This is a genomic window from Amycolatopsis anabasis (assembly GCF_009765355.1).
GTDB classification, from domain to species: Bacteria; Actinomycetota; Actinomycetes; order Mycobacteriales; family Pseudonocardiaceae; genus Amycolatopsis; species Amycolatopsis anabasis.
The window spans coordinates 69,510-87,475 of sequence record NZ_VTHK01000038.1; the positions used below are offsets into that span (position 1 = coordinate 69,510).

At 68.7% G+C, this 17,966-nt stretch carries 15 protein-coding genes; 6 read left to right on the plus strand and 9 right to left on the minus strand.

Annotated elements, in window-relative coordinates:
* Positions 1–122: 122 nt before the first annotated feature.
* The 4 genes from FXO23_RS36100 to FXO23_RS36115 all read right to left on the minus strand — a co-directional run bounded on the left by FXO23_RS36100 (position 123) and on the right by FXO23_RS36115 (position 7,360).
* Positions 123–884, minus strand: coding sequence for an SDR family NAD(P)-dependent oxidoreductase (locus tag FXO23_RS36100; protein WP_158890708.1), 762 nt, complete (start codon positions 882–884; stop codon positions 123–125).
* 102 nt (positions 885–986) lie between these two features.
* The gene (locus tag FXO23_RS36105; protein WP_158890710.1) at positions 987–2,351 is read right to left on the minus strand and encodes an aspartate aminotransferase family protein; all 1,365 of its coding nucleotides are present in this window, start codon (positions 2,349–2,351) and stop codon (positions 987–989) included.
* A 31-nt stretch (positions 2,352–2,382) separates the two neighbouring features.
* Entirely contained in the window at positions 2,383–3,243 is an 861-nt protein-coding gene (dapF, locus tag FXO23_RS36110) for a diaminopimelate epimerase (RefSeq protein WP_158890712.1), read from the minus strand.
* A 25-nt stretch (positions 3,244–3,268) separates the two neighbouring features.
* Positions 3,269–7,360 (minus strand): Pls/PosA family non-ribosomal peptide synthetase, encoded by a 4,092-nt coding sequence (locus FXO23_RS36115; protein WP_158890714.1) that lies wholly within the window; start codon positions 7,358–7,360, stop codon positions 3,269–3,271.
* A 799-nt stretch (positions 7,361–8,159) separates the two neighbouring features.
* Here FXO23_RS36115 and FXO23_RS36120 point away from each other — a divergent pair.
* Together FXO23_RS36120 and FXO23_RS36125 are read left to right on the plus strand one after the other, a co-directional pair.
* On the plus strand, positions 8,160–9,011 hold the full coding sequence (locus tag FXO23_RS36120; protein ID WP_218952255.1) for a lytic polysaccharide monooxygenase auxiliary activity family 9 protein: 852 nt from the start codon (positions 8,160–8,162) through the stop codon (positions 9,009–9,011).
* A gap of 8 nt (positions 9,012–9,019) precedes the next feature.
* On the plus strand, positions 9,020–9,574 hold the full coding sequence (locus FXO23_RS36125; RefSeq protein WP_158890716.1) for a DUF305 domain-containing protein: 555 nt from the start codon (positions 9,020–9,022) through the stop codon (positions 9,572–9,574).
* Positions 9,575–9,643: 69 nt separating this feature from the next.
* Here the strand turns inward: FXO23_RS36125 and FXO23_RS36130 are convergent, their stop codons facing one another.
* The 4 genes from FXO23_RS36130 to FXO23_RS36145 form a co-directional block, all read right to left on the minus strand.
* Positions 9,644–10,627, minus strand: coding sequence for a chitinase (locus FXO23_RS36130; RefSeq protein WP_158890718.1), 984 nt, complete (start codon positions 10,625–10,627; stop codon positions 9,644–9,646).
* Between the two features lie 16 nt (positions 10,628–10,643).
* Positions 10,644–11,654, minus strand: a complete 1,011-nt coding sequence (locus FXO23_RS36135) for a chitinase (RefSeq protein ID WP_158890720.1) — start codon at positions 11,652–11,654, stop codon at positions 10,644–10,646.
* A gap of 127 nt (positions 11,655–11,781) precedes the next feature.
* The gene (locus tag FXO23_RS36140; protein WP_158890722.1) at positions 11,782–12,750 is read right to left on the minus strand and encodes a M64 family metallopeptidase; all 969 of its coding nucleotides are present in this window, start codon (positions 12,748–12,750) and stop codon (positions 11,782–11,784) included.
* Positions 12,751–12,868: 118 nt separating this feature from the next.
* Positions 12,869–13,483 (minus strand): TetR/AcrR family transcriptional regulator, encoded by a 615-nt coding sequence (locus tag FXO23_RS36145; RefSeq protein ID WP_158890724.1) that lies wholly within the window; start codon positions 13,481–13,483, stop codon positions 12,869–12,871.
* A 57-nt stretch (positions 13,484–13,540) separates the two neighbouring features.
* Here FXO23_RS36145 and FXO23_RS36150 point away from each other — a divergent pair, with 57 nt between their 5' ends.
* Complete coding sequence (locus tag FXO23_RS36150) at positions 13,541–14,758, plus strand: cytochrome P450 (RefSeq protein WP_158890726.1); 1,218 nt, start codon at positions 13,541–13,543, stop codon at positions 14,756–14,758.
* On the opposite strand, the gene FXO23_RS36155 is transcribed toward FXO23_RS36150, so the two are convergent.
* Positions 14,755–15,687, minus strand: coding sequence for an AraC family transcriptional regulator (locus FXO23_RS36155; RefSeq protein WP_158890728.1), 933 nt, complete (start codon positions 15,685–15,687; stop codon positions 14,755–14,757). The genes FXO23_RS36150 and FXO23_RS36155 overlap by 4 nt on opposite strands.
* Before the next feature lie 105 nt (positions 15,688–15,792).
* On the opposite strand from FXO23_RS36155, the gene FXO23_RS36160 reads away from it, so the two are divergent.
* The 3 genes from FXO23_RS36160 (at position 15,793) to FXO23_RS36170 (ending at position 17,902) form a co-directional block, all read left to right on the plus strand.
* Entirely contained in the window at positions 15,793–16,275 is a 483-nt protein-coding gene (locus tag FXO23_RS36160; protein ID WP_158890730.1) for an anthrone oxygenase family protein, read from the plus strand.
* A gap of 104 nt (positions 16,276–16,379) precedes the next feature.
* Positions 16,380–16,934 carry a hypothetical protein gene (locus FXO23_RS36165; RefSeq protein WP_246258232.1) on the plus strand — a complete coding sequence of 185 codons (555 nt, stop codon included), beginning with the start codon at positions 16,380–16,382 and terminating at the stop codon, positions 16,932–16,934.
* A gap of 14 nt (positions 16,935–16,948) precedes the next feature.
* Positions 16,949–17,902, plus strand: coding sequence for an RluA family pseudouridine synthase (locus tag FXO23_RS36170; RefSeq protein ID WP_158890732.1), 954 nt, complete (start codon positions 16,949–16,951; stop codon positions 17,900–17,902).
* Positions 17,903–17,966 lie beyond the last annotated feature (64 nt).

The window sequence follows — 17,966 nt, forward strand, 5'->3', positions numbered from 1 at the left end:
GTTGTGCCGCAAGCGGTTCGAACCCGCGGGTTTCCCGAGTGTGTAGTTCGGGTTCCCGAGTGTGTAGTTCGCGTGCCTGAGTGTGTATCTCGCTTGCTTGAGTGTGTAGTTCGCTTGCTGGGCTACTGGGTGGTGAAGCCGCCGTCGATGGCTAGGGCGGCTCCGGTGATGAAGCTGGACTCGTCGCTGAGCAGGAAGGCGGCGAAGGCGGCGATTTCCTCCGGTTCGGAGATGCGGCCCATCGGGTGCAGGGCGGCGATCCGCGCCCGGGCCTCCTCGGTCACCCCCATGGTGTCGCGGAACAACGGGGTGTCCACGCCACCGGTGAGCATCGCGTTGACCCGCAGGCCCCGCGCGGCGTTCTCCAGCGCGATCGCCCGGGTCAGGCCGACCACACCGTGCTTGGCCGCCACGTACGGCGACACCGATCCCATCCCGACCGCGCCGAGGTTGGACGCGTTGTTCACGATCGCCCCGCCACCGGAAGCCAGGATCGCCGGAACCTGGTACTTCAAACCGTAGAACACACTGGTCAGGTTCTGCTCCAGCTCGGCGTGCCATCCGGCGGCCTCGATCTCCTGCACCGGCCCGAACGCGTTCACGCCACCGGCGTTGTTGAACGCGCCGTCCAACCGGCCGAACTCCCGGACCGCGGCCGCGACCACCTCGGCCGCGTCGCTTTCCACGGTCAGGTCGGCGGCGACGAACAACGCGCGGCCACCCGCGGCCCGGATACCCTCGGCCACCTCCTCGCCCACGTCCTTGCGGCGGGCCGCGAGCACCACCGCGGCACCCTCGGCGGCCAGCCGTTCCGCGACCGCCTTCCCCATCCCGGAGTTGCCGCCGGTCACCAGGACCACTTTGGACTCGAAACGTGCGGACACTGCTTCCTCATCTCTGGGTACTTGAAAACTTGACTACCTCTCCGAGGATGTCAGCGCGCCGCGGCCGTTTCTGGCGGCAATCGGCCGTCGCGTTCGAGGGTGCTACGGGCAGCTTTCGTCGATGGCGTCCAGCAGGATGTCGCAGGCGGCGTCCAGGTCCTCGGCGGTGATGTTGAGCGGGGGCATCAGGCGCAGCACGCAGTCCTCCCGCCCGCCGAGCTCGATGATCAGCCCGTTCCGCAACGCGCAGGCCTGCACCGCGGTCGCCAGGGTGGCCGCGGGTTCGCCGTAACGCGGATTGGCCAGCTCGATCCCCCACATCAACCCGAGTCCCCGCACTTCCCGCACCCACGGGTGGTTGCGCAGCGGGGCGAGCCGCTCGGCGAGCTGCTCTCCCCGGCGGCGGACGTTGCCGAGGACGTCGTCCCGGTTGACGATCCGCACCGCCTCCGTGCCCGCGGCGAACGCGAGCTGGTTGCCGCGGAACGTCCCGGTGTGCGCGCCCGGCGACCAGGTGTCCAGGTGCTGGTCGTAGATGATCAGCGAGACGGGCAGCCCGATGCCGGACAACGCCTTCGACGCGACGATCACATCCGGTTCGATGTCGTACTGCTCGAACGCGAACCAGGTTCCGGTGCGCCCGCAGCCGGTCTGCACCTCGTCCACGATCAGCGGGATGTCCAGCGGTTTGGTCAGCTCGCGCACGCGCCGCACGAAGTCGCGGCGGGCGGGGATCACGCCGCCCTCGCCCTGCACCATCTCCAGGATCACCGCCGCCGGGCGCGGCACGCCCCCGTTCGGATCGTGCAACGCCCGCTCGAGGTAACTCACGCAGTTCGTGGCGCAGCTGTCCGGGGACAACCCCACCGGGCAACGGGAACAGGACGAGTACGGGAAGAAGTGCACGCCCGGCATCCCCGAGGGCACCGGCTGCTTCTGGGCGACCAGCCCGGTCAACGCCATCGCCGCGTGGCTGGAGCCGTGGAACCCGCCCTGGAACGAGATCAGGTCACCCCGGCCGGTGGCGGTCTTGCACAGTTTGATCGCCGCGTCCACCGCGTTCGCCCCGGTCGGGCCGCAGAAGTGCAGCTTCATCCGCGACCGCAGCTTCGGCGGCAGCATGGACAACTGCGCCTCGACGAACGCGTCCTTCGCCGGTGTGGGGAAATCCAGCGCATGGGTCAGCAGGTCCAGCTGCCCCGCCGCGGCCTTGGCCAGCTCCGGATGATTATGGCCCAGCGACAGCACACCAGCACCGGACAGGAAATCCAGGAACACGTTCCCGTCCACATCCCGCACATAACTCCCCGAACCTTCCGCGATCGCGATCGGCAGATGCCGCGAATACACCCGCGCGTTCGACTCCCACCGCTGCTGGCGCGCCAGGAACTCCGCGGACAGCGGCCCCGGCAACGCCCCCTCGACCCGTGGCCGCAGGCCACTGCCGATCTCATCCAATGTGGTCATTTCGACTCTCCTGATAGGCGACGGATTGAATTCAGACTCCGACGTGGGCGCCGGAGAACAGATAGCCGACCGTCCCGCTGAGCAGCAGGCCGTGCGCACCCGAATCGACGGTCAGCTCGCCGCCCGGGGTGCGCACGCGGATCGGATAGGGCAGGTCCCAGATCCGGTGGGCGACATAGGCGGAACCCACGGCCCCGGTTCCGCAGGCCAGGGTCTCGGCCTCGACGCCCACCTCGTAGGTGCGGATGCGGATCCCGTCGTCGTCGCGCCGCATGAAGTCGACGTGCAGCCCTTCGGGGTGGCGCAGGCGCAGGCACAGCTCGCGGTCGTACCGCAGTTCGGCGCCGCGGGCCTGGACGTCCACCGCGTCCAGGTTCCCGGTCAGCACCACGAGATGCGCGAGCCCGCTGAAGACGAAGTACTGGTCGTCGGCGACCCGGGTGAACTCGCGGCCGGCGCCGAGCGCCACCTGGGTGAGTCCGGCCACTGTGGACACCCACTTCGGGCCGTCGCCGGTCAGGATGAACCCGCTCTCGTCCAGGTAGCCCCGTTCCACGCAGTAGCGCGCCGAACAGCGCAGCGCGTTGCCGCACATCTGGGAGTTCGTCCCGTCCCGTTCGAAGTAGTTCATCCGCACCCGGTCGCCGGTCGTGCGCAGGAACGAGATCCCGTCCACCCGGGGCGAACGGAACGAGGTGCACACCTCCTTCGCCAGCACGCCATCGACGTCCACATCGGACAGATTGCTGCGGACCTCGTCGACGACGGCGATCACGTTGCCGTCGCCGTGCATGATCGTCAGGTCCAGCCGGTCGAAGCGGACGCCGCGCACGACTCTTCGGCGGAACTCGAGGTAGTCGGCGGGGTAAGTGGTTTCGGTCGGATCCAGCATGGTTTCCCTCCTCGGCGTGGAATGTCTACAGTGGACGGGCGGGAATGCCGCGCCAGCGGCTGTTGCCGGGCAGCACCTCGCCCTTCATCACCAGCGAATAGGCGTCCAGGTACGCGCCGGGCCCGACCTCGGCGTCGTAGAGCACCACCGCGCGCGTGCCGACGGTGGCCCCGTCCTCGACCTTGACCAGGGACATCTTCATCACCCGGTCCTCGAAGAGATGCGTCTGCAGGTCGGCGTTCTCCCCGATCATCGCGTCGTCGCCGATCTCCACCAGGTCGAACTCGGTCATCGCGGTGTCGTTGAGCCACACCCGCTTGCCGACGCGGGTGCCGAACAGGCGCATCACCGGCGCGGCGAACGGGGTGCCCCAGAACTGGGCCAGGAATCCCCGCGCGGCCACCGTCTGGAACATGCCGGTGATGAACTCGGTGCCGCGCACCCACAGGCCCCAGTAGGGTTCGGTGCGGGGCCGGTAGCGGCCCATGACCGCCCACTTCAGCAGGATCACCTGACACGTGTCGAACAGGCCCATTCCCCACCACAGCAACGGAATCAGCAGCACGAGGGCCCACGCGGGCAGCACGGTCGCCAGTCCGGCCATGGCCAGGAAACCGAGGGTCCCGCCGAGCAGCAGGATGATTTCCGGCAACGCCATCCGGACGAACTCGATGAGCAGCCGCCCGCCGATCAGCGCGGGCGTCGGCGCGTCGATGTACTTGGCCGGGAACTTCTGGCTCTCCTCCCGGCGGGGCAGGAAGAACGACGGCGAACCCAGCCAGGTGGTCTCCGGATCGACCGGCTTCTCCGGCGGCACGGAGAGCACGCCGAGCAGGCTGTTCTGGCTGATCCGGCTGCCGCACGGCAACAGGGCCTCGTTGCCGAGGAAGCTGAAGTCCGCCATCTCGGCCGGGGCCACCGCGATCTGGCCGTGGTGGTACACCGGCGGCGCGAGCACGACCCCACCGGCCAGGAAGCTCTTGCTGCCCACCACGCACATATCGGGGTCGAGGTAGGCGGGCGGGGCGACCTCGGCCCAGCGGCCGAGCTTCATGCCCAGACCGCGCAGGAACGGGATCGCGTAGAGCGTGCAGTAGACGGTGGCGAGCATGCCGAACGTCATCTGCAGCAGGTGGCCGGTGAACCACTGCCGCACGCCGAATCCGCTGCGCCACGGGTAGATCCCCGGGTCCACCGAGTTCAGCACCAGGCGTTTGCCTCCGACCAGCAGCACGCAGGTGAGGAACACCTGCAACGGGCCGGCGAGCGCGACCGAGCCAAGGGCCAGGCCGATGCCACCGGTCTTGGCGCCCCAGAGCACCAGCAGCAAACCGGGGATCGGCAGCAGGAACGGCAGCAGCCGGAGGAGCAGCGCGCCACCGAGGTAACCCAGGACGACGGAGAACCGCCAGCGACCGTCGTCGGGCCGCTCGGCCATGGCCTGCAGCAAGGCGGGACGCGTGCGCAACCGTTTGCTCGGCGACCCGGCCCAGTACTCGCCGGCCGGGATGGTCTGGTCGGCGTGCACCAGCGACTGGTGTCCCACCGCGGCGTTGTCGCCGAGTTCCGCACCGGCCAGCACGACGCTGCTGGCGCCGACGAAACAACCGGAACCGATGCGGATCGGCTCGATGCGCAGCCACCCGTCCTGGACGACGTAGGGCTGCACGCGCGACAGGACGCCGAGGCTCGTCCCGTCCCCGATCTCCACGAACTTCGGCAGGCCGATGAACTGCGTCGCGATGTGGCAGTCCCGCCCGATCCGCGCGCCGAGCAGCCGCAGGTAGCGCGGCAGCAGCGGCGTGCTGGTGAGCAGGGTGACCGGCGCGAGCGACACGATCCGCGCGTAGAACCAGAACCGCAGGTAGGTGGCGCCCCACATCGGATGCCAGCCCGGCCGGATGCCCCGCATGAGCGCCCGGGCCCCGATGATGGGCAGCAGGAACAAGGTGAGCGCGAACCAGGCCACGCAGATCGCGGCGAGCGGGACCAGCCCGATGTTCGCGAGCACGCTGAACACCCCGGTCTCGGGCACTTCGATCGGCCAGACGTGGATCTTGAGCTGGATCGCGTACCCGAGCACCAGCGCGGGCAGGCCGAGCAGGAGCAGCCACGAGTACAGCAGGAACAGCTGGACCGCACCGCAGGCCCGGAACCGCGCCGTGGAATGGCGCAACGGCTCGGGCCATTCGGTGCTTTCGGCCTGCTCCTCCTCTTCCGCCAGCTCGTGCTCGACGTAATCGGCCAGGTCGCGGATCGTCGGATGCGCGTACAGATCGCCCATGGCGAGGCCGGACATGCCCGGACGTTTCCGCAGCTGGGAGATGACCCGGGCGGCGGCGAGCGAATGGCCGCCCAGATCGCAGAAGAAATCGGCCTCGACGGAAACCTCGGCGATGCCGAGCAGTTCGGACCAGACCTCGGCCAGATCGTTCTCCAGCGGGGTTTCCGCCGGAACGTGCGGACCCGAGCCGGACCCCAGCGGCGGGGAGGTCGGCGCGGGCAGTGCCGCGCGGTTCACCTTGTCCGCGGCCAGCAGCGGGAACTTCTCCAGCACCTCGATGAAGGACGGGACCATGTACGGGGCGAGCCGCCGGCGCAGCGAGGAGTGCAGGCGGTCCCGCAGCGCGCCGTGCCGGTCGCCGTTCCCGTTCCCGTTGCCATTGCCGTTGGTGTGGCCGTCGCCGTTGCCGTTCCCGTTGGGCATCAGGGTGACGTAACCGACCAGATCCTGGACCACGCCGTCGTTCTCCACCGTGGTGACGACCGCGTTCTCCACCTCGTGGTCCTCGCGGATGGCCTGTTCGATCTCGCCGAGTTCGATGCGGTACCCGCGAATCTTGACCTGGGTGTCCATCCGGCCCAGGTACTCGTACTCGCCCGTCGACGTGCACCGGCCGAGATCGCCGGTGCGGTAGACGCGCGGCACCTCCGCACGGTCGCGCTCGACCGGATTGGGCACGAACCGCTCCGCGGTGAGCTCGGGCCGGTTGAGGTAACCGATGGCGACGCCCGGGCCGCCGATGCAGATCTCCCCGGTCCCGCCCGGGGGCACCTCGCGCAGTTCTTCGTCGAGGACGTAGAAGCGGTAGGTCGGGAACGGGGTCCCCAGGGTCACCGGGCGGTCCGGCAGCAGTTCGCAGCAGCTCGACGAGACGGTCGTCTCGGTGGGGCCGTAGCAGTTGAGGATCCGCCGCCCGGGGCGGGACCAGCGGCGCACCAGGTCCTCGGGCATCGGTTCGCCGCTCACCAGCAGGCAGCGGACCGAGGGCGGATCGTTCTCGATCGTGGTGAGCAGCGTGGGCACGCTGCAGAACACGGTGATCCGGTGCTCGGTGAGGAAGTCGGTGAGCCCTTCGCCGAAGCGGCGGGCGTCGGTGGGCCCGGCGACCAGCGTGGCGCCGGCGACCCAGGCCGGCCACATCTCCTCCAGGTGGAAGTCGAAGCTGATCGACATGCCCTGGTACACGCGGTCCTCGGCGGTCACGCCGTAGATGGGCGTCGCGACGCGCAGGAAGTTCACGATGCTGTGGTGCGAAATGGCCACGCCCTTGGGCTTTCCGGTCGAGCCGGAGGTGTAGATGACGTAACAGGGCGCCTCGGGATCGATCCCGCGCCGGGGCCGGTCGGCGGACTGCGCGTCCAGGTCCGCCTGGTCCAGCTCGAGCACCGGGCAGCCGAGCCCGGCCACGCGTTCGCGGGACGCCGAGGTCGTGACCAGATCGCGCAGGCCGGCGTCGGTGGCGATGAAGGCCAGCCGATCGGCGGGGAACGACGGGTCGAGCGGCACGTAGGCGGCGCCCGATTTCAGCACGCCGAGCAGCGCCACGTAGGTGTCCAGCGAGCGCTCCAGCAGGATGCCGACCGGCTCGCCGGGCCGGATCCCGCGCTCGACCAGCAGGTTCGCCAGCCGGTTGGCCCGGCGGTCGAGTTGCGCGTAGGTGAGCTGGGCGTCCCCGCAGAGCACGCCGACGGCATCCGGCCGACGGTCGCAGGTGTTCTCGAAGTACTGCGGGAGCACCGCAACGCGCGGAGTATCCGCGGAATCGGTTTCGGCTGACTCGGCGGTGAGAACACCGGACCCCGGGCTACCGGCGTCCGACGTTACCTCCGTCATATTTTCCTCCTTGCTCGCAGGGCGGCATAAATCGGCGCACTTGTCTGCCGCAATGCCGCCGTCGCCAACGCGCCAGAAACCGGCACGGTGCGAAAGAACCAGACAAAACAGCGGAAATGAACTAACTAATTACCCGTCGACCGCGTCCGCGCGCAGGACGGTGTCGCCAGCCCGGATCCGGACCCCGTGGCACGGCTCTGACCTGGCTTTATGTTGGCACGGCGCATGGCCGGCTAAATCCCCGACATATTCCCTCCCCGGCACGGGGGAACTTCGGCAAAGATCCGATCTTGCCGACTCCCCCTGAAATCACAGGTTCCCCAGAAACCTCGATTTCTTCGCCGAATCGCTTCGCGGGCAGGACGTTACCGAGCAGCCAACAAAAAGGGCAAGGCTACATCCGTGTGAACCCCAAACGGAGGCATAGCCGCCTACATCTCGCCCAAATATTAGGCCAGGCGGTCGTAAACGGGGTTAATTTCCTTAAGAATCATTAACCTCGGCGCGTCCCAGTTGAGGAATAGTCGCCACTGAGCGATATGGGATATTTGCTCGAGCATCGCAGCCGGGTCACCGCCGGGCCATCCGTCGCCCGGCGGGCTCCTCCCGCCGGGTGACCGGTCGGCACCGCCGGGTGACCGGGACCGTACGGGCGCCCGGCGTCGGGTAAACCGCCGACATCAACTTTCGCATCACCGAACCTTATGCCTGAACCCTGTTTACCGCGCGGTTTCTCTGGCACAATAGAAGTGCTGATTGAGGCATTTTCCGAACTTCCCTCCCCTGCAAGGAGAGTTCCGTGAAATTTCGGCGCAAGAGCATGCTGGCGGCGGCCGCCGCGATAAGCGCACCAATTTCGTTACTGGTATTGCCGGCGAGCCCGGCAACTGCGCACGGCACGTTGTCGGACCCGCCCAGCCGGGTCTATGTCTGCAAACAGGAGAACCCGGAGAGCCCCAAGTCCAACGCCTGCAAGGCGGCCGTGGCCGCGGCCGGCACGCAGGCGTTCTACGACTGGAACGAGGTGTCCCGCCTCGACGCGGGCGGGCGGCACCGGGAAATCATTCCGGACGGGAAACTGTGCAGCGCGGGCCGCGACAAATACCGCGGGCTCGATCTGGCCCGTACGGACTGGCCGGCGAAACGAATCGCTCCCGGTCCGCTGACCGTCACTTATCACGCGACCGCACCGCATGCGAACAGCAACTTCGAGTACTACATCACCCGGGACGGCTGGAACCCGAACCAGCCGTTGAAGTGGTCCGATCTGGTGCCTATTCAGACCTTCAAGAACCAGAACCCGACCACGTTCACCAAGTGGACGATCAGCATTCCGCCGCGCACCGGGCGGCACCTGCTCTACTCGATCTGGCAGCGCGTGGTGGGCAGCGCGGAGGCGTTCTACACCTGTTCCGACGTCGACTTCGGCGGCGGCACCCAGTTGTCCACCGGTGAGCAGGCGGCTCCGACCCCCGCAGCACCCGAGGTCGCCCCGGCCGCGCAGCCCGGTTCGGTGTGGGCGGAAGGTCCCACCTACCCGGTCGGCCACCGGCTGACCTTCGACGGCCGGACCTACGAAGCCGTCCAGGCGCACACCGCGATCCCGGGCTGGGAACCACCGAACGCCCCGGCGCTCTGGCGGCTGGTCTAGGACCCGTCGTGGCGAAACGGCTCAACGTCCTGCTCGGCGCCGGGCTCTGCGCGTTGGCGTTCGCCGGGTGCGCCCCGGCGAACGACGCACCGCCCCCCGGCGTCGAGCAGACCGACGTCATGTTCCTGCAGATGATGATCCCGCACCACAACCAGGGCGTCACCCTGGTGCGCCTGGCGCGGGACCGGTCGGCGCGCGAGGACGTGAAGATGCTGGCCGCCGCGATCGAAACGACGCAGATCTCCGAAATCCAGACCATGGCCGGTTGGCTTCGTTCCTGGAACAAGCCACCGGTCGCGCCCCCGCACGCGCACGACAGCCACGGCGGGATGCCGGAGACGTCCCCGGACGAGGTGGCCGCGCTGGAGAAGGCGACCGGCGCCGATTTCGACCGCAGGTTCCTGAACACGATGATCGCCCACCAGGACGACGCCGTGCAGATCGCCCGCATGGAAGTCGCCAGAGGGGCGTTCACGGCGGCGAAGGAGCTGGCGACGAGGATCGACCGTTCCCGCTCCGCCGAGATCCAGCAGATGCTCGGCTACCTCGGAGCCAACCGATAATTGTCATGAGGGGACCCCTCCAGACGAATTTTGCCTGGAGGGGTCCCCTCATGACAGCTCCAGCACGGGTCAGAAGCCCGCGGTGACCTTGGAGAAGGCCCAGTCGGGCTGGTCGATGCCGCTGCACTGCGAGGTCACGCCGCCACCCGGGCAGCCGCGGTCCCGGTTGGCCGACCAGAACGCCAGGCGGCCCAGGCCGTTGGAATTCGCCCAGTCCCGGATCTTGGTCCAGGTTTCCACGGTGGTCATCTCCTGCTGATCGGACAGGCCGTTCATCCCGGAGATCCCCGCGTGGCCGAACGCTTCGGCGTCCGACCAGCCGAACGCGGACTTCAGCTTGTCCTTCAGCCCGGTCACCGCGCGAACCGTGTCGCCGTAGATGTCCTTGCTGCCGAAGTCGAACGGCATCAGGGTGAACACGTCGATCCCGGCCCGCAGTTCCTTCGCGCGGTCGACCAACCGGTTGCCCCAGGAGTTCGGGCCGGAGGTCGTGGTGCCGAAGGTGACGATCGTCTGGATGCCGGAGTTCTTCTGCTTGACGATCTTCAACGCGTTGAGGATGCGATCCTGCACGGCCTCGTTCTCGAACTCGTCGGTGTTCTCGATGTCGATGTCGATCGCCTTCAACTGGTACGCGTCGATCACCTGCTGGTAGGCGCCCGCCAGCGCCTCGGGCGTCGAGCAGTTCGGGCCGAGCTTGTTGCCGCTCCACCCGCCGAACGACGGCACGACGTCCCCACCGGCGCCGCGGATCTTGTTGATCGCGTCCGCGTCGGCGCCACCGGCCAGCGGGCGGGTGCCGTCCCACGCCGGATTGCAGCCACCGGAGGAGAGCACGAAGGCCAGCGTGAACCACTTGACCCCGCTGGCGTTCATCACCGTGGCCGGGTCCGGCGGGTTCCCCCAGCCCAGGTACAAGTACGGCGCACCGCGCCCAGCGGCCGCGGATCTGTCCACACCGGACTCGGCAGCGGCGGCGGGCAGCACCGCGGCGGCCAGCAGCGCGGCGGCGCCACCGGCGAGCACGGCTCGCAGCTTTCCTGTGACGGACATCGCGACCTCCTCTTGATCACTGAAACTGGGCGACGATCTTGGTGAAGTCGTACGGCTGCTGGGAAACGCTGCTGCACTTGCCGTCCACCCAGCCGACGTTGCCGACGCACACCCGGTCCCGGTTGAGCGACCAGTAGGACAGGCGCCCCAGTTGGTGGTCCCGGGCGTAGCCGAGCAGGTTCCGGAAAGTGTCCACAGTGAACAGTTCGCTGGGCTGGTCGGTGTGGCCGTTCATCAGGATCAGGCCGGTCCGCCGGTAGACCCCGGCGCCGTCGAGATCCGGCCGCAGCCGGGCCAGCTGACCGTGCACCAGTTCCATCACCCGGCGCACGTCGCCGGCCATGTTCGCCGCCGGGCCGCCGTAGTCGAAGGCCATGATCTTGTAGAGGTCGATCTGCGCTCCGAGGTCCCGGGCGCGCTGGATCTCGGCGCGGCCGAGGTCGCTCAGGCCGACCGTGGTGGTGGGCAGGGTGAGCGAGACGTGCAGGTTCGGGTTCTTCTGCTGCAACGCCTTCACCGCCTGGAACCGCCGGGTTTCCCCGGCCACGTCACCGAGGTCGTCGCCTTCGATGTCCAGATCGATGTGGGTGAGCGCGTACTTGTCGATCACCTGCTGGTAAGCGGCGGCCAGCGAAGTCGCGTCCGGGCACGCCGCGCCGAGTTCGCGCCCGTTGTAGCCGCCGAAGGAAACCGACAGGTCACCGCCGGCGCGGCGCACCTGGTCGACCTTGGCCGCCACCGCGGTGTCGGTGCGCACCGGCTGGGTGGCCTTGCCGTCCCAGACCGGAGTGCAGCCACCGCCGTCCGGCGCCAGCACGAAGGCGAAGATGTAGCTCTTCTGCCCGCTCGCCGCGATGGCCTCACCGAGGTCCTGCGGCTTGTTGTCCAGGGGCATGTAATAGGGCGCGGCGCGCAGGGAACCCGCCGCCGGGGATGGTTCTTGAGCCGCCGCCGGTCCGGCCGGAACCAGGCCCGTACCCAGGCCCAGCCAAGCCGCGAGCGCGACGATCCGCCAGGTCGTCAGCATCGACGTTCTCCAATGCGGAGCAGGGTGCGGCCGTTCGAGGCAGGGGAACAACGGCCGTGCGGCCTAGCGTAGGTCGGTCTGGACCAATTTTGAAGAGGTGTAGACCAATTTAGTGGGACAATTTCTGTCAGCGTCCAGTGGACTCACCAGTCTTACGCAGGATCGCCTCGCGCATCACGTCCAGGCTGGGGAGGTTGAACGGGCGGCCCAGCGAGCGCATCAGCGAGTTGTCGGTCGGCCGGTAGACCCCGCGCTTGTGGTAGTACGCGCCCTCGTAGGTCCCGACGACGCCGCCGTCCGGCGATTCCTTGCCCAGATAGCGGTACCACTTGGCCTCGCGGTCCCGCATCGCGTCCTCGGTGTAGGTGGACACGTTGACCTCGGACGGTTCCGGTCCGGTGTAGAGGTCGTCCGGATAGTCGTACTCGTCGGCGAGCCCGCCGACCGAATGGCCCAGTTCGTGCGCCACGATCTGGCCGGACCTCGCGTTGCCGCCCGAGGAGGTCGCCACACCGCCGCCCGCTCCCCCGTACTTCGTGCTGTTCGCCAGCGCCAGCACCTGATCGACACCGGGGGCCTGCCGCGCGTACTGGTTCGCCTTGGTCTCGTTGACGCACAGCAGTCGTTCGGTGTTTCCACACCAGAAGTACATGTCCAGCGCGGTGTCCTTGCGCACCCCCTGGGTCGGGTCATTGTCCACACCGGACTGTGGCGAGACGACGTTGACCTGCCAGACGTTGAACGAGTCCTTCAGCGACTTGTACGGTTCGATCTGGATCAGCTCGTTCCAGCGGTTCACCGCGTGCTGGTGGTAGGTCGCCAACTGGTCCGCGGTGTAACCGTCACCGACGAACACCAGATCGAACCGCTTGTCCGACGGGCCGGTCTGCTGGATCGGCACCACGTCGGCGCGCACCTCGGTTTCGGGCGCGGGCGGCTGGTCCGGAACGGGCACCCGGATCCGGGAGATCGATCCGTCCGGCGAGAACACCTCCCGCACTTCGGTGCGCCCGGCTCCGGCGCCCGGCGCGGAAACCAGCGCGAGGAAGGCCAGACCGGCGAAGAGCGCGGCGAGGAAACGCAGTCGAGGCAGCATGGAACTGCTCCGCTCACCCGTGGGGACAGGGACGGTGAGCACGCGGAGAATCGATGCTCAGCGCCGATCTTGTTGGTTTCCCACGGTTCGCCGGTAGCGCCGTTAGTAGGGAACGTGCCTACGAGGCGTCCGGAGGGCGCAACCCGCCGAGCATCCGGCGGATCAGGACCGCGCATTCCGCGCGGACCCGGGGTTTCTCGGCACGGCCGGCGTCGGCGAGCAGGCTGCCGATCGCGCCGAGCAAGGCGAAGACGAACCGCACGGTGACTTCGGGCGCGGTCGGTTCGATGTACCCGGACGCCATGAGCGAGCGCACGAACTGCTCGGTGAGCCCGTAGGCGTACTTCTCCTCGCACTCCTTCCAGCGGCGCCAGCCGAGCGCCACCGGACCCTCCTGCCAGACCAGGCGGCCGTAAACCGGTTCACTGCACTGCTCGAGGAAAGCGTCCAGGCCCAGCAGCGCCGATTCCCACGCGTCGGTCGCGCTCGCGGCCGCCGTCGCGATCCGTTCCATCGCCCGCATTTCGAGATCGGCCAGCACGGCCTCGAACAGGTCCCGCTTGCCGGCGAAGTGGTGGTACACCGCGCCGCGGGTGACCTGCGTGGCCGACGCGACGTCCTCCAGGGCGGTGCCGGCGAACCCCCGCTCGGCGAACAGCGCGGTCGCGGTCTCCAGCAACGCGGCGCGCGTGGCCTCGGAGTACTGCTCCCGGCGGCTCTTGACACCCGACATACGCTGACCCTATCGACATACACCGTGTATGTGACAGACGCGGAGTAGGTGAAGCGCATGACTGACAGCGCGGTCAGCACGTTCGAGTTCAACCCGTTCGCCGACGGATTCACCGACGACCCCTACCCCCACTACGCGGCACTCCGCGCGTCCTCGCCGGTGCACGAACATCCGCTCGGCTTCTGGGTGCTCGCCGAGCACGACGACGTGTCCGCGCTCCTGCGCTCCGGGCATTCGGTCAACACCCGGCACGCGGCGCCGGGCCCGCTGCGCGACCTGCGCGAGTCCGTTTACGGCGACGCCGGCCCGCGGCTCAACACCCTGTCCATGCTCGATCAGGACCCGCCGGACCACACCCGGCTGCGCAAACTGGTCGCCAAGGCCTTCACCCCGCGTGCCGTGGAAGCCCTGGAACCGCGGATCGTCCGGCTCGTCGACGACGCGCTCGACCGGATCGCCGCGGCCGGGCGGGTCGACCTGGTCGCGGAACTCGCGTTCCCGCTGCCGTTCGCGGTGATCTCGGAAATGCTCGGCATGCCGCCGATCGACCACGTCCGGCTGCGCGAGCTGACCGGTGTCATGGTCCGCTCGGTCGAACCGGTCGTCGATCCCGAACTGATGGCCCGGATCGCCGAGGCGGACCGGGAACTGGTGACCATCGGCGAAGAGGTGATCGACTGGAAGCGCCGCAACCCGGACGAGGATCTGCTCACCGCGCTGATCGCCGCCGAGGACGACGGCGACATGCTCAGCGACGCCGAACTGGTCTCCCAGCTCCTGCTGCTGTACGTCGCGGGCCACGAGACCACGGTGAACCTGATCGCCGGCGGCACCCTCGCGCTGCTGCGCAACCCCGATCAGCTCGCCCTGCTCCGGGAGCGCCCCGAACTGACCGCGAACGCCGTCGACGAACTGCTGCGCTACGACAGCCCGGTGCAGATGAGCCGGCGGATCACCCTCGAGCCGTACCACGTGCGGGAGTTCGAGATCCCGGCGGGCAGCTTCGTGATCGCCAGCCTCGCCTCGGCCAACCGCGACCCGAAGTTCTGGGGCGACGACGCCGACGCACTGCGCCTGGACCGCCCGAACGCCCGGCAGCACTCGTCGTTCGGCGCCGGGGTGCACCACTGCCTGGGCGCGGCGCTGGCGCGGCTGGAGGGCCGGGTCGCGATCGGCCGCCTGGTCGAGCGCTTCCCCGAACTGGCGCTGGAGAGCGTGCGGTGGAACGGCCGCATCAACCTGCGCGGCCCCGAGGAACTGATGGTGACGGTCTAAACGAGCGCGCGATGTTCGCGGGGCGTGATCCCGCGGACCCGTTTGAACGCGGTGCTCAACGCGAAGGAGCTACCGTAACCGACCTGGCGGGCCACCGCGCCGACGGTCGCCCCGGGTTCGCGGAGCAGGTCGGCGGCCAGGGCGAGCCGCCATTCGGTGAGGAACGCCATCGGCGGTTCCCCGACCAGTGCGGTGAACCGCCGGGCCAGGGCCGCGCGGGAGACCCCGGTGGCGGTGGCCAGGGAAGCCACCGTCCACGGATGCGCGGGATTGTTCTGCAGCAACCGCAGGGCGGGCCCGACGATCGGATCGCCGTGCGCGCGGTACCACCCGGGCACGTCGGCCTCCGGGCGGGCGAACCAGTTGCGCAGGACCGCGATGAGCAGCAGATCGAGCAGCCGGTCGAGCACGGCTTCCTGGCCGGGTTCGTCCTTGACGATCTCCTCGGCGAGGTAGCCGACGAGCGGGTTGTCCCAGGACTCCCCCGCCACGACGAGCAGTCCGGGCAGCGCGGCGAGCAGGCGGCGGCTGATCTCGCCTTCGAGCTGGTAGGTGCCGGTGAGCAGGACGGTCGAGCCGTCCGGGCGGTTGCCCCAGGAACGCACGCCCCGGCTCATCAGCTCGCGCAGGTCCTCGCCGTCGAGCGTGGTGCAGCGCTGCCCGGGGTGGATGACGACCTGCGGTTCGGTAGCCGGGTCGTCGGCGACGAGGTAGTGCCCGGGACCGCGCAGGATCGCGATGTCCCCGGGACCGAGCCGGGAGACCTCGCCGCCGGCCGGCACCACGCAGGCCGCGCCGCGCACGCACGCGACCAGGGTGAGCGGCGCCTCGTCCTGGATCCGCATCGACCAGGGCGGCTCCAGGATCGAGCGCAACAGGAACGCGCCCCGCGCGCGGGGACCGTCGAGGAGTCCGGCGAGCGAGTCCACGGGATGCCAGGGTAGACGCTCGCGCACAAAGCCGCGCCTTTCGACCATGGACTGTCTCACCGCGGTGCGGTTGCCTTTCCGGGTATGCGGGAGAGGAGAACCGGGATGAGTACTTGGCTGCACACCGTGACACTGGTGACCGCGCTCGGCTGCGGGCTGCTGGGCGGGGCCTTCTTCGCCTTCTCCTCGTTCGTGCTGCACGGGCTCGGGAAACTCCCGGCCGCACAGGCCATCGAGGCCATGCAGTCGATCAACGCCTCGGCGGTCCGGGCGCCGTTCATGCTGGCGTTCCTCGGCACCTCCGCGCTGTGCGCCGTGGTGCTCGTGGGCGCCGTGCTGAACGGGAGCCGGGGCGGGTCCGCGCTGCTGCTGATCGGCGCCGCGGTCTACCTGGCGGGCAACCTGGTGCTGACGGTCGTCTACCACGTGCCCCGGAACAACGCGCTCGCCGCGCTGGACCCGGCCGCCCCCGAGGCCGCCGCCCGGTGGCGCGAGTACCTCTCCGGCTGGACGGCGTGGAACCACGTGCGATCGGCGACCGGCCTGATCTCCGCCGCCACGCTGACGCTCGCCGCCCTGAAGGCCTAGCCCTCACGCGACCGGGTTCACCCCTGGTAATCCCCTGCTCACCTCTTCGAGTGGAAAAACCCAGGCCCTGCCGTGAAAAGGCTTCACTCGAATAATCTTGTGTATTGACAACCTGCCTCCTCACGTCGAGCCGGAAAGCGAGGGCGCCCAATGAAATTGGCCACGATCACGACCCGGGTGACCAGAACCGCTTCTTCGGTTGCCCTTTCGCCGGAGCGGTCTCCAGCGGCGGGACGACGGGCGACATGAGCGACGCGGACCCCAAGGAATTCAGTCTGCATTGGACGATCCCGGGCGACAAGAACGGTCAGGTGACCTTCGAGATCTCCGGGCAGGTGGCCCTGTTCAACGACAACAAGGCCTACCGGATCGAGGGACTGCTCTCGGTGGCCGACGGCGGAATGTACTGCAAGGAAATCGGCAATCCCCGGATGTTCGTCCGGCGAAATGGTGCCGAAGTGAGCGGGCGCCGGTGGGGCTGGGAAGAGATAAGCCGGAAAAAGCCGTCCGAGCGCCTGATGAAGATGGAAGTCTATTTCGTGCGCACCGGATACTGGGCGCCGAGCGATCGGTGCATCCTGCTGGATATCGGCGCCGATTCCCGCATCACGCGGCGGACCAAGTACAGCGACACCGTGGAAGTCCGCCTGGTGGATTGAGTTAGCCTGGGTAAGTGAGTCGTAAGCCCAAGGCCCCGATCCCGCCCAGGGACGGGCTCGATCCTGCCCGGCTCCGGATGCCGGCCGCGGGGCCCTGGGCGACCATCCGGGACTTCCTGGTGGTCAAGCTGACCCGGCTGAGCCCCGAGCGCGTCGACGCCATGCTCGACGAGGGCCGGATCGTCGGGCCGGACGGGCCGATCACCGTGGACACGCCGTTCGTCCCGAACTCGTACGTCTGGTTCCACCGCGACCTGCCCGACGAGGTGCCCGTCCCGTTCGAGATCGGCATCGTGCACCGCGACGAAACCCTGGTCGTGGTGGACAAACCGCACTTCCTGGCCACCATCCCGCGCGGGCAGCACGTGCGGGAGACCGCGCTCGTGCGCCTGCGCCGGGACCTGGGGCTGCCCGAGCTCAGCCCGGCGCACCGGCTGGACCGGGTCACCGCGGGGCTGATCATGTTCGTCACCCGGCCCGAGCACCGGGGCGCCTACCAGACCCTCTTCCGCGACCGGCGGGTCCGGAAGGAATACGAGGCCGTCGCCCGGTTCGACCCGGACCTCGAACTGCCGCGCACGGTCCGCAGCCGGATCGTCAAGCACCGCGGGATCATCACCGCGCGCGAGGTGCCCGGACCGCCGAACAGCGAGACCCGGATCGAACTCCTCGAGCACGCGGACGGCCTCGGCCGCTACCGCCTGCTGCCCGCGACCGGGCGCACTCACCAGCTCCGGTTGCACATGAGCAATCTCGGCATCCCCATTCTCGGGGACACCTTCTACCCGAAGCTCACCGAAACCGCGCTCGACGATTTCCGGCGGCCGCTGCAACTGCTCGCCAAGGTGCTGGAATTCACCGATCCGATCACCGGCCTGCCCCGGCGCTTCGAAAGCACGAGCACCCTGCACGCGTGGACCTCGTACCAGGCATGGGCCGGGGGTCGTGAGGGTTTGGGCCGGTTCTAACCGGCCTGGTGTTTTAACGTTGTGAGGGTTTGGTGAGCAGGGCCGCCGCGTGGCGGTGGCCCTG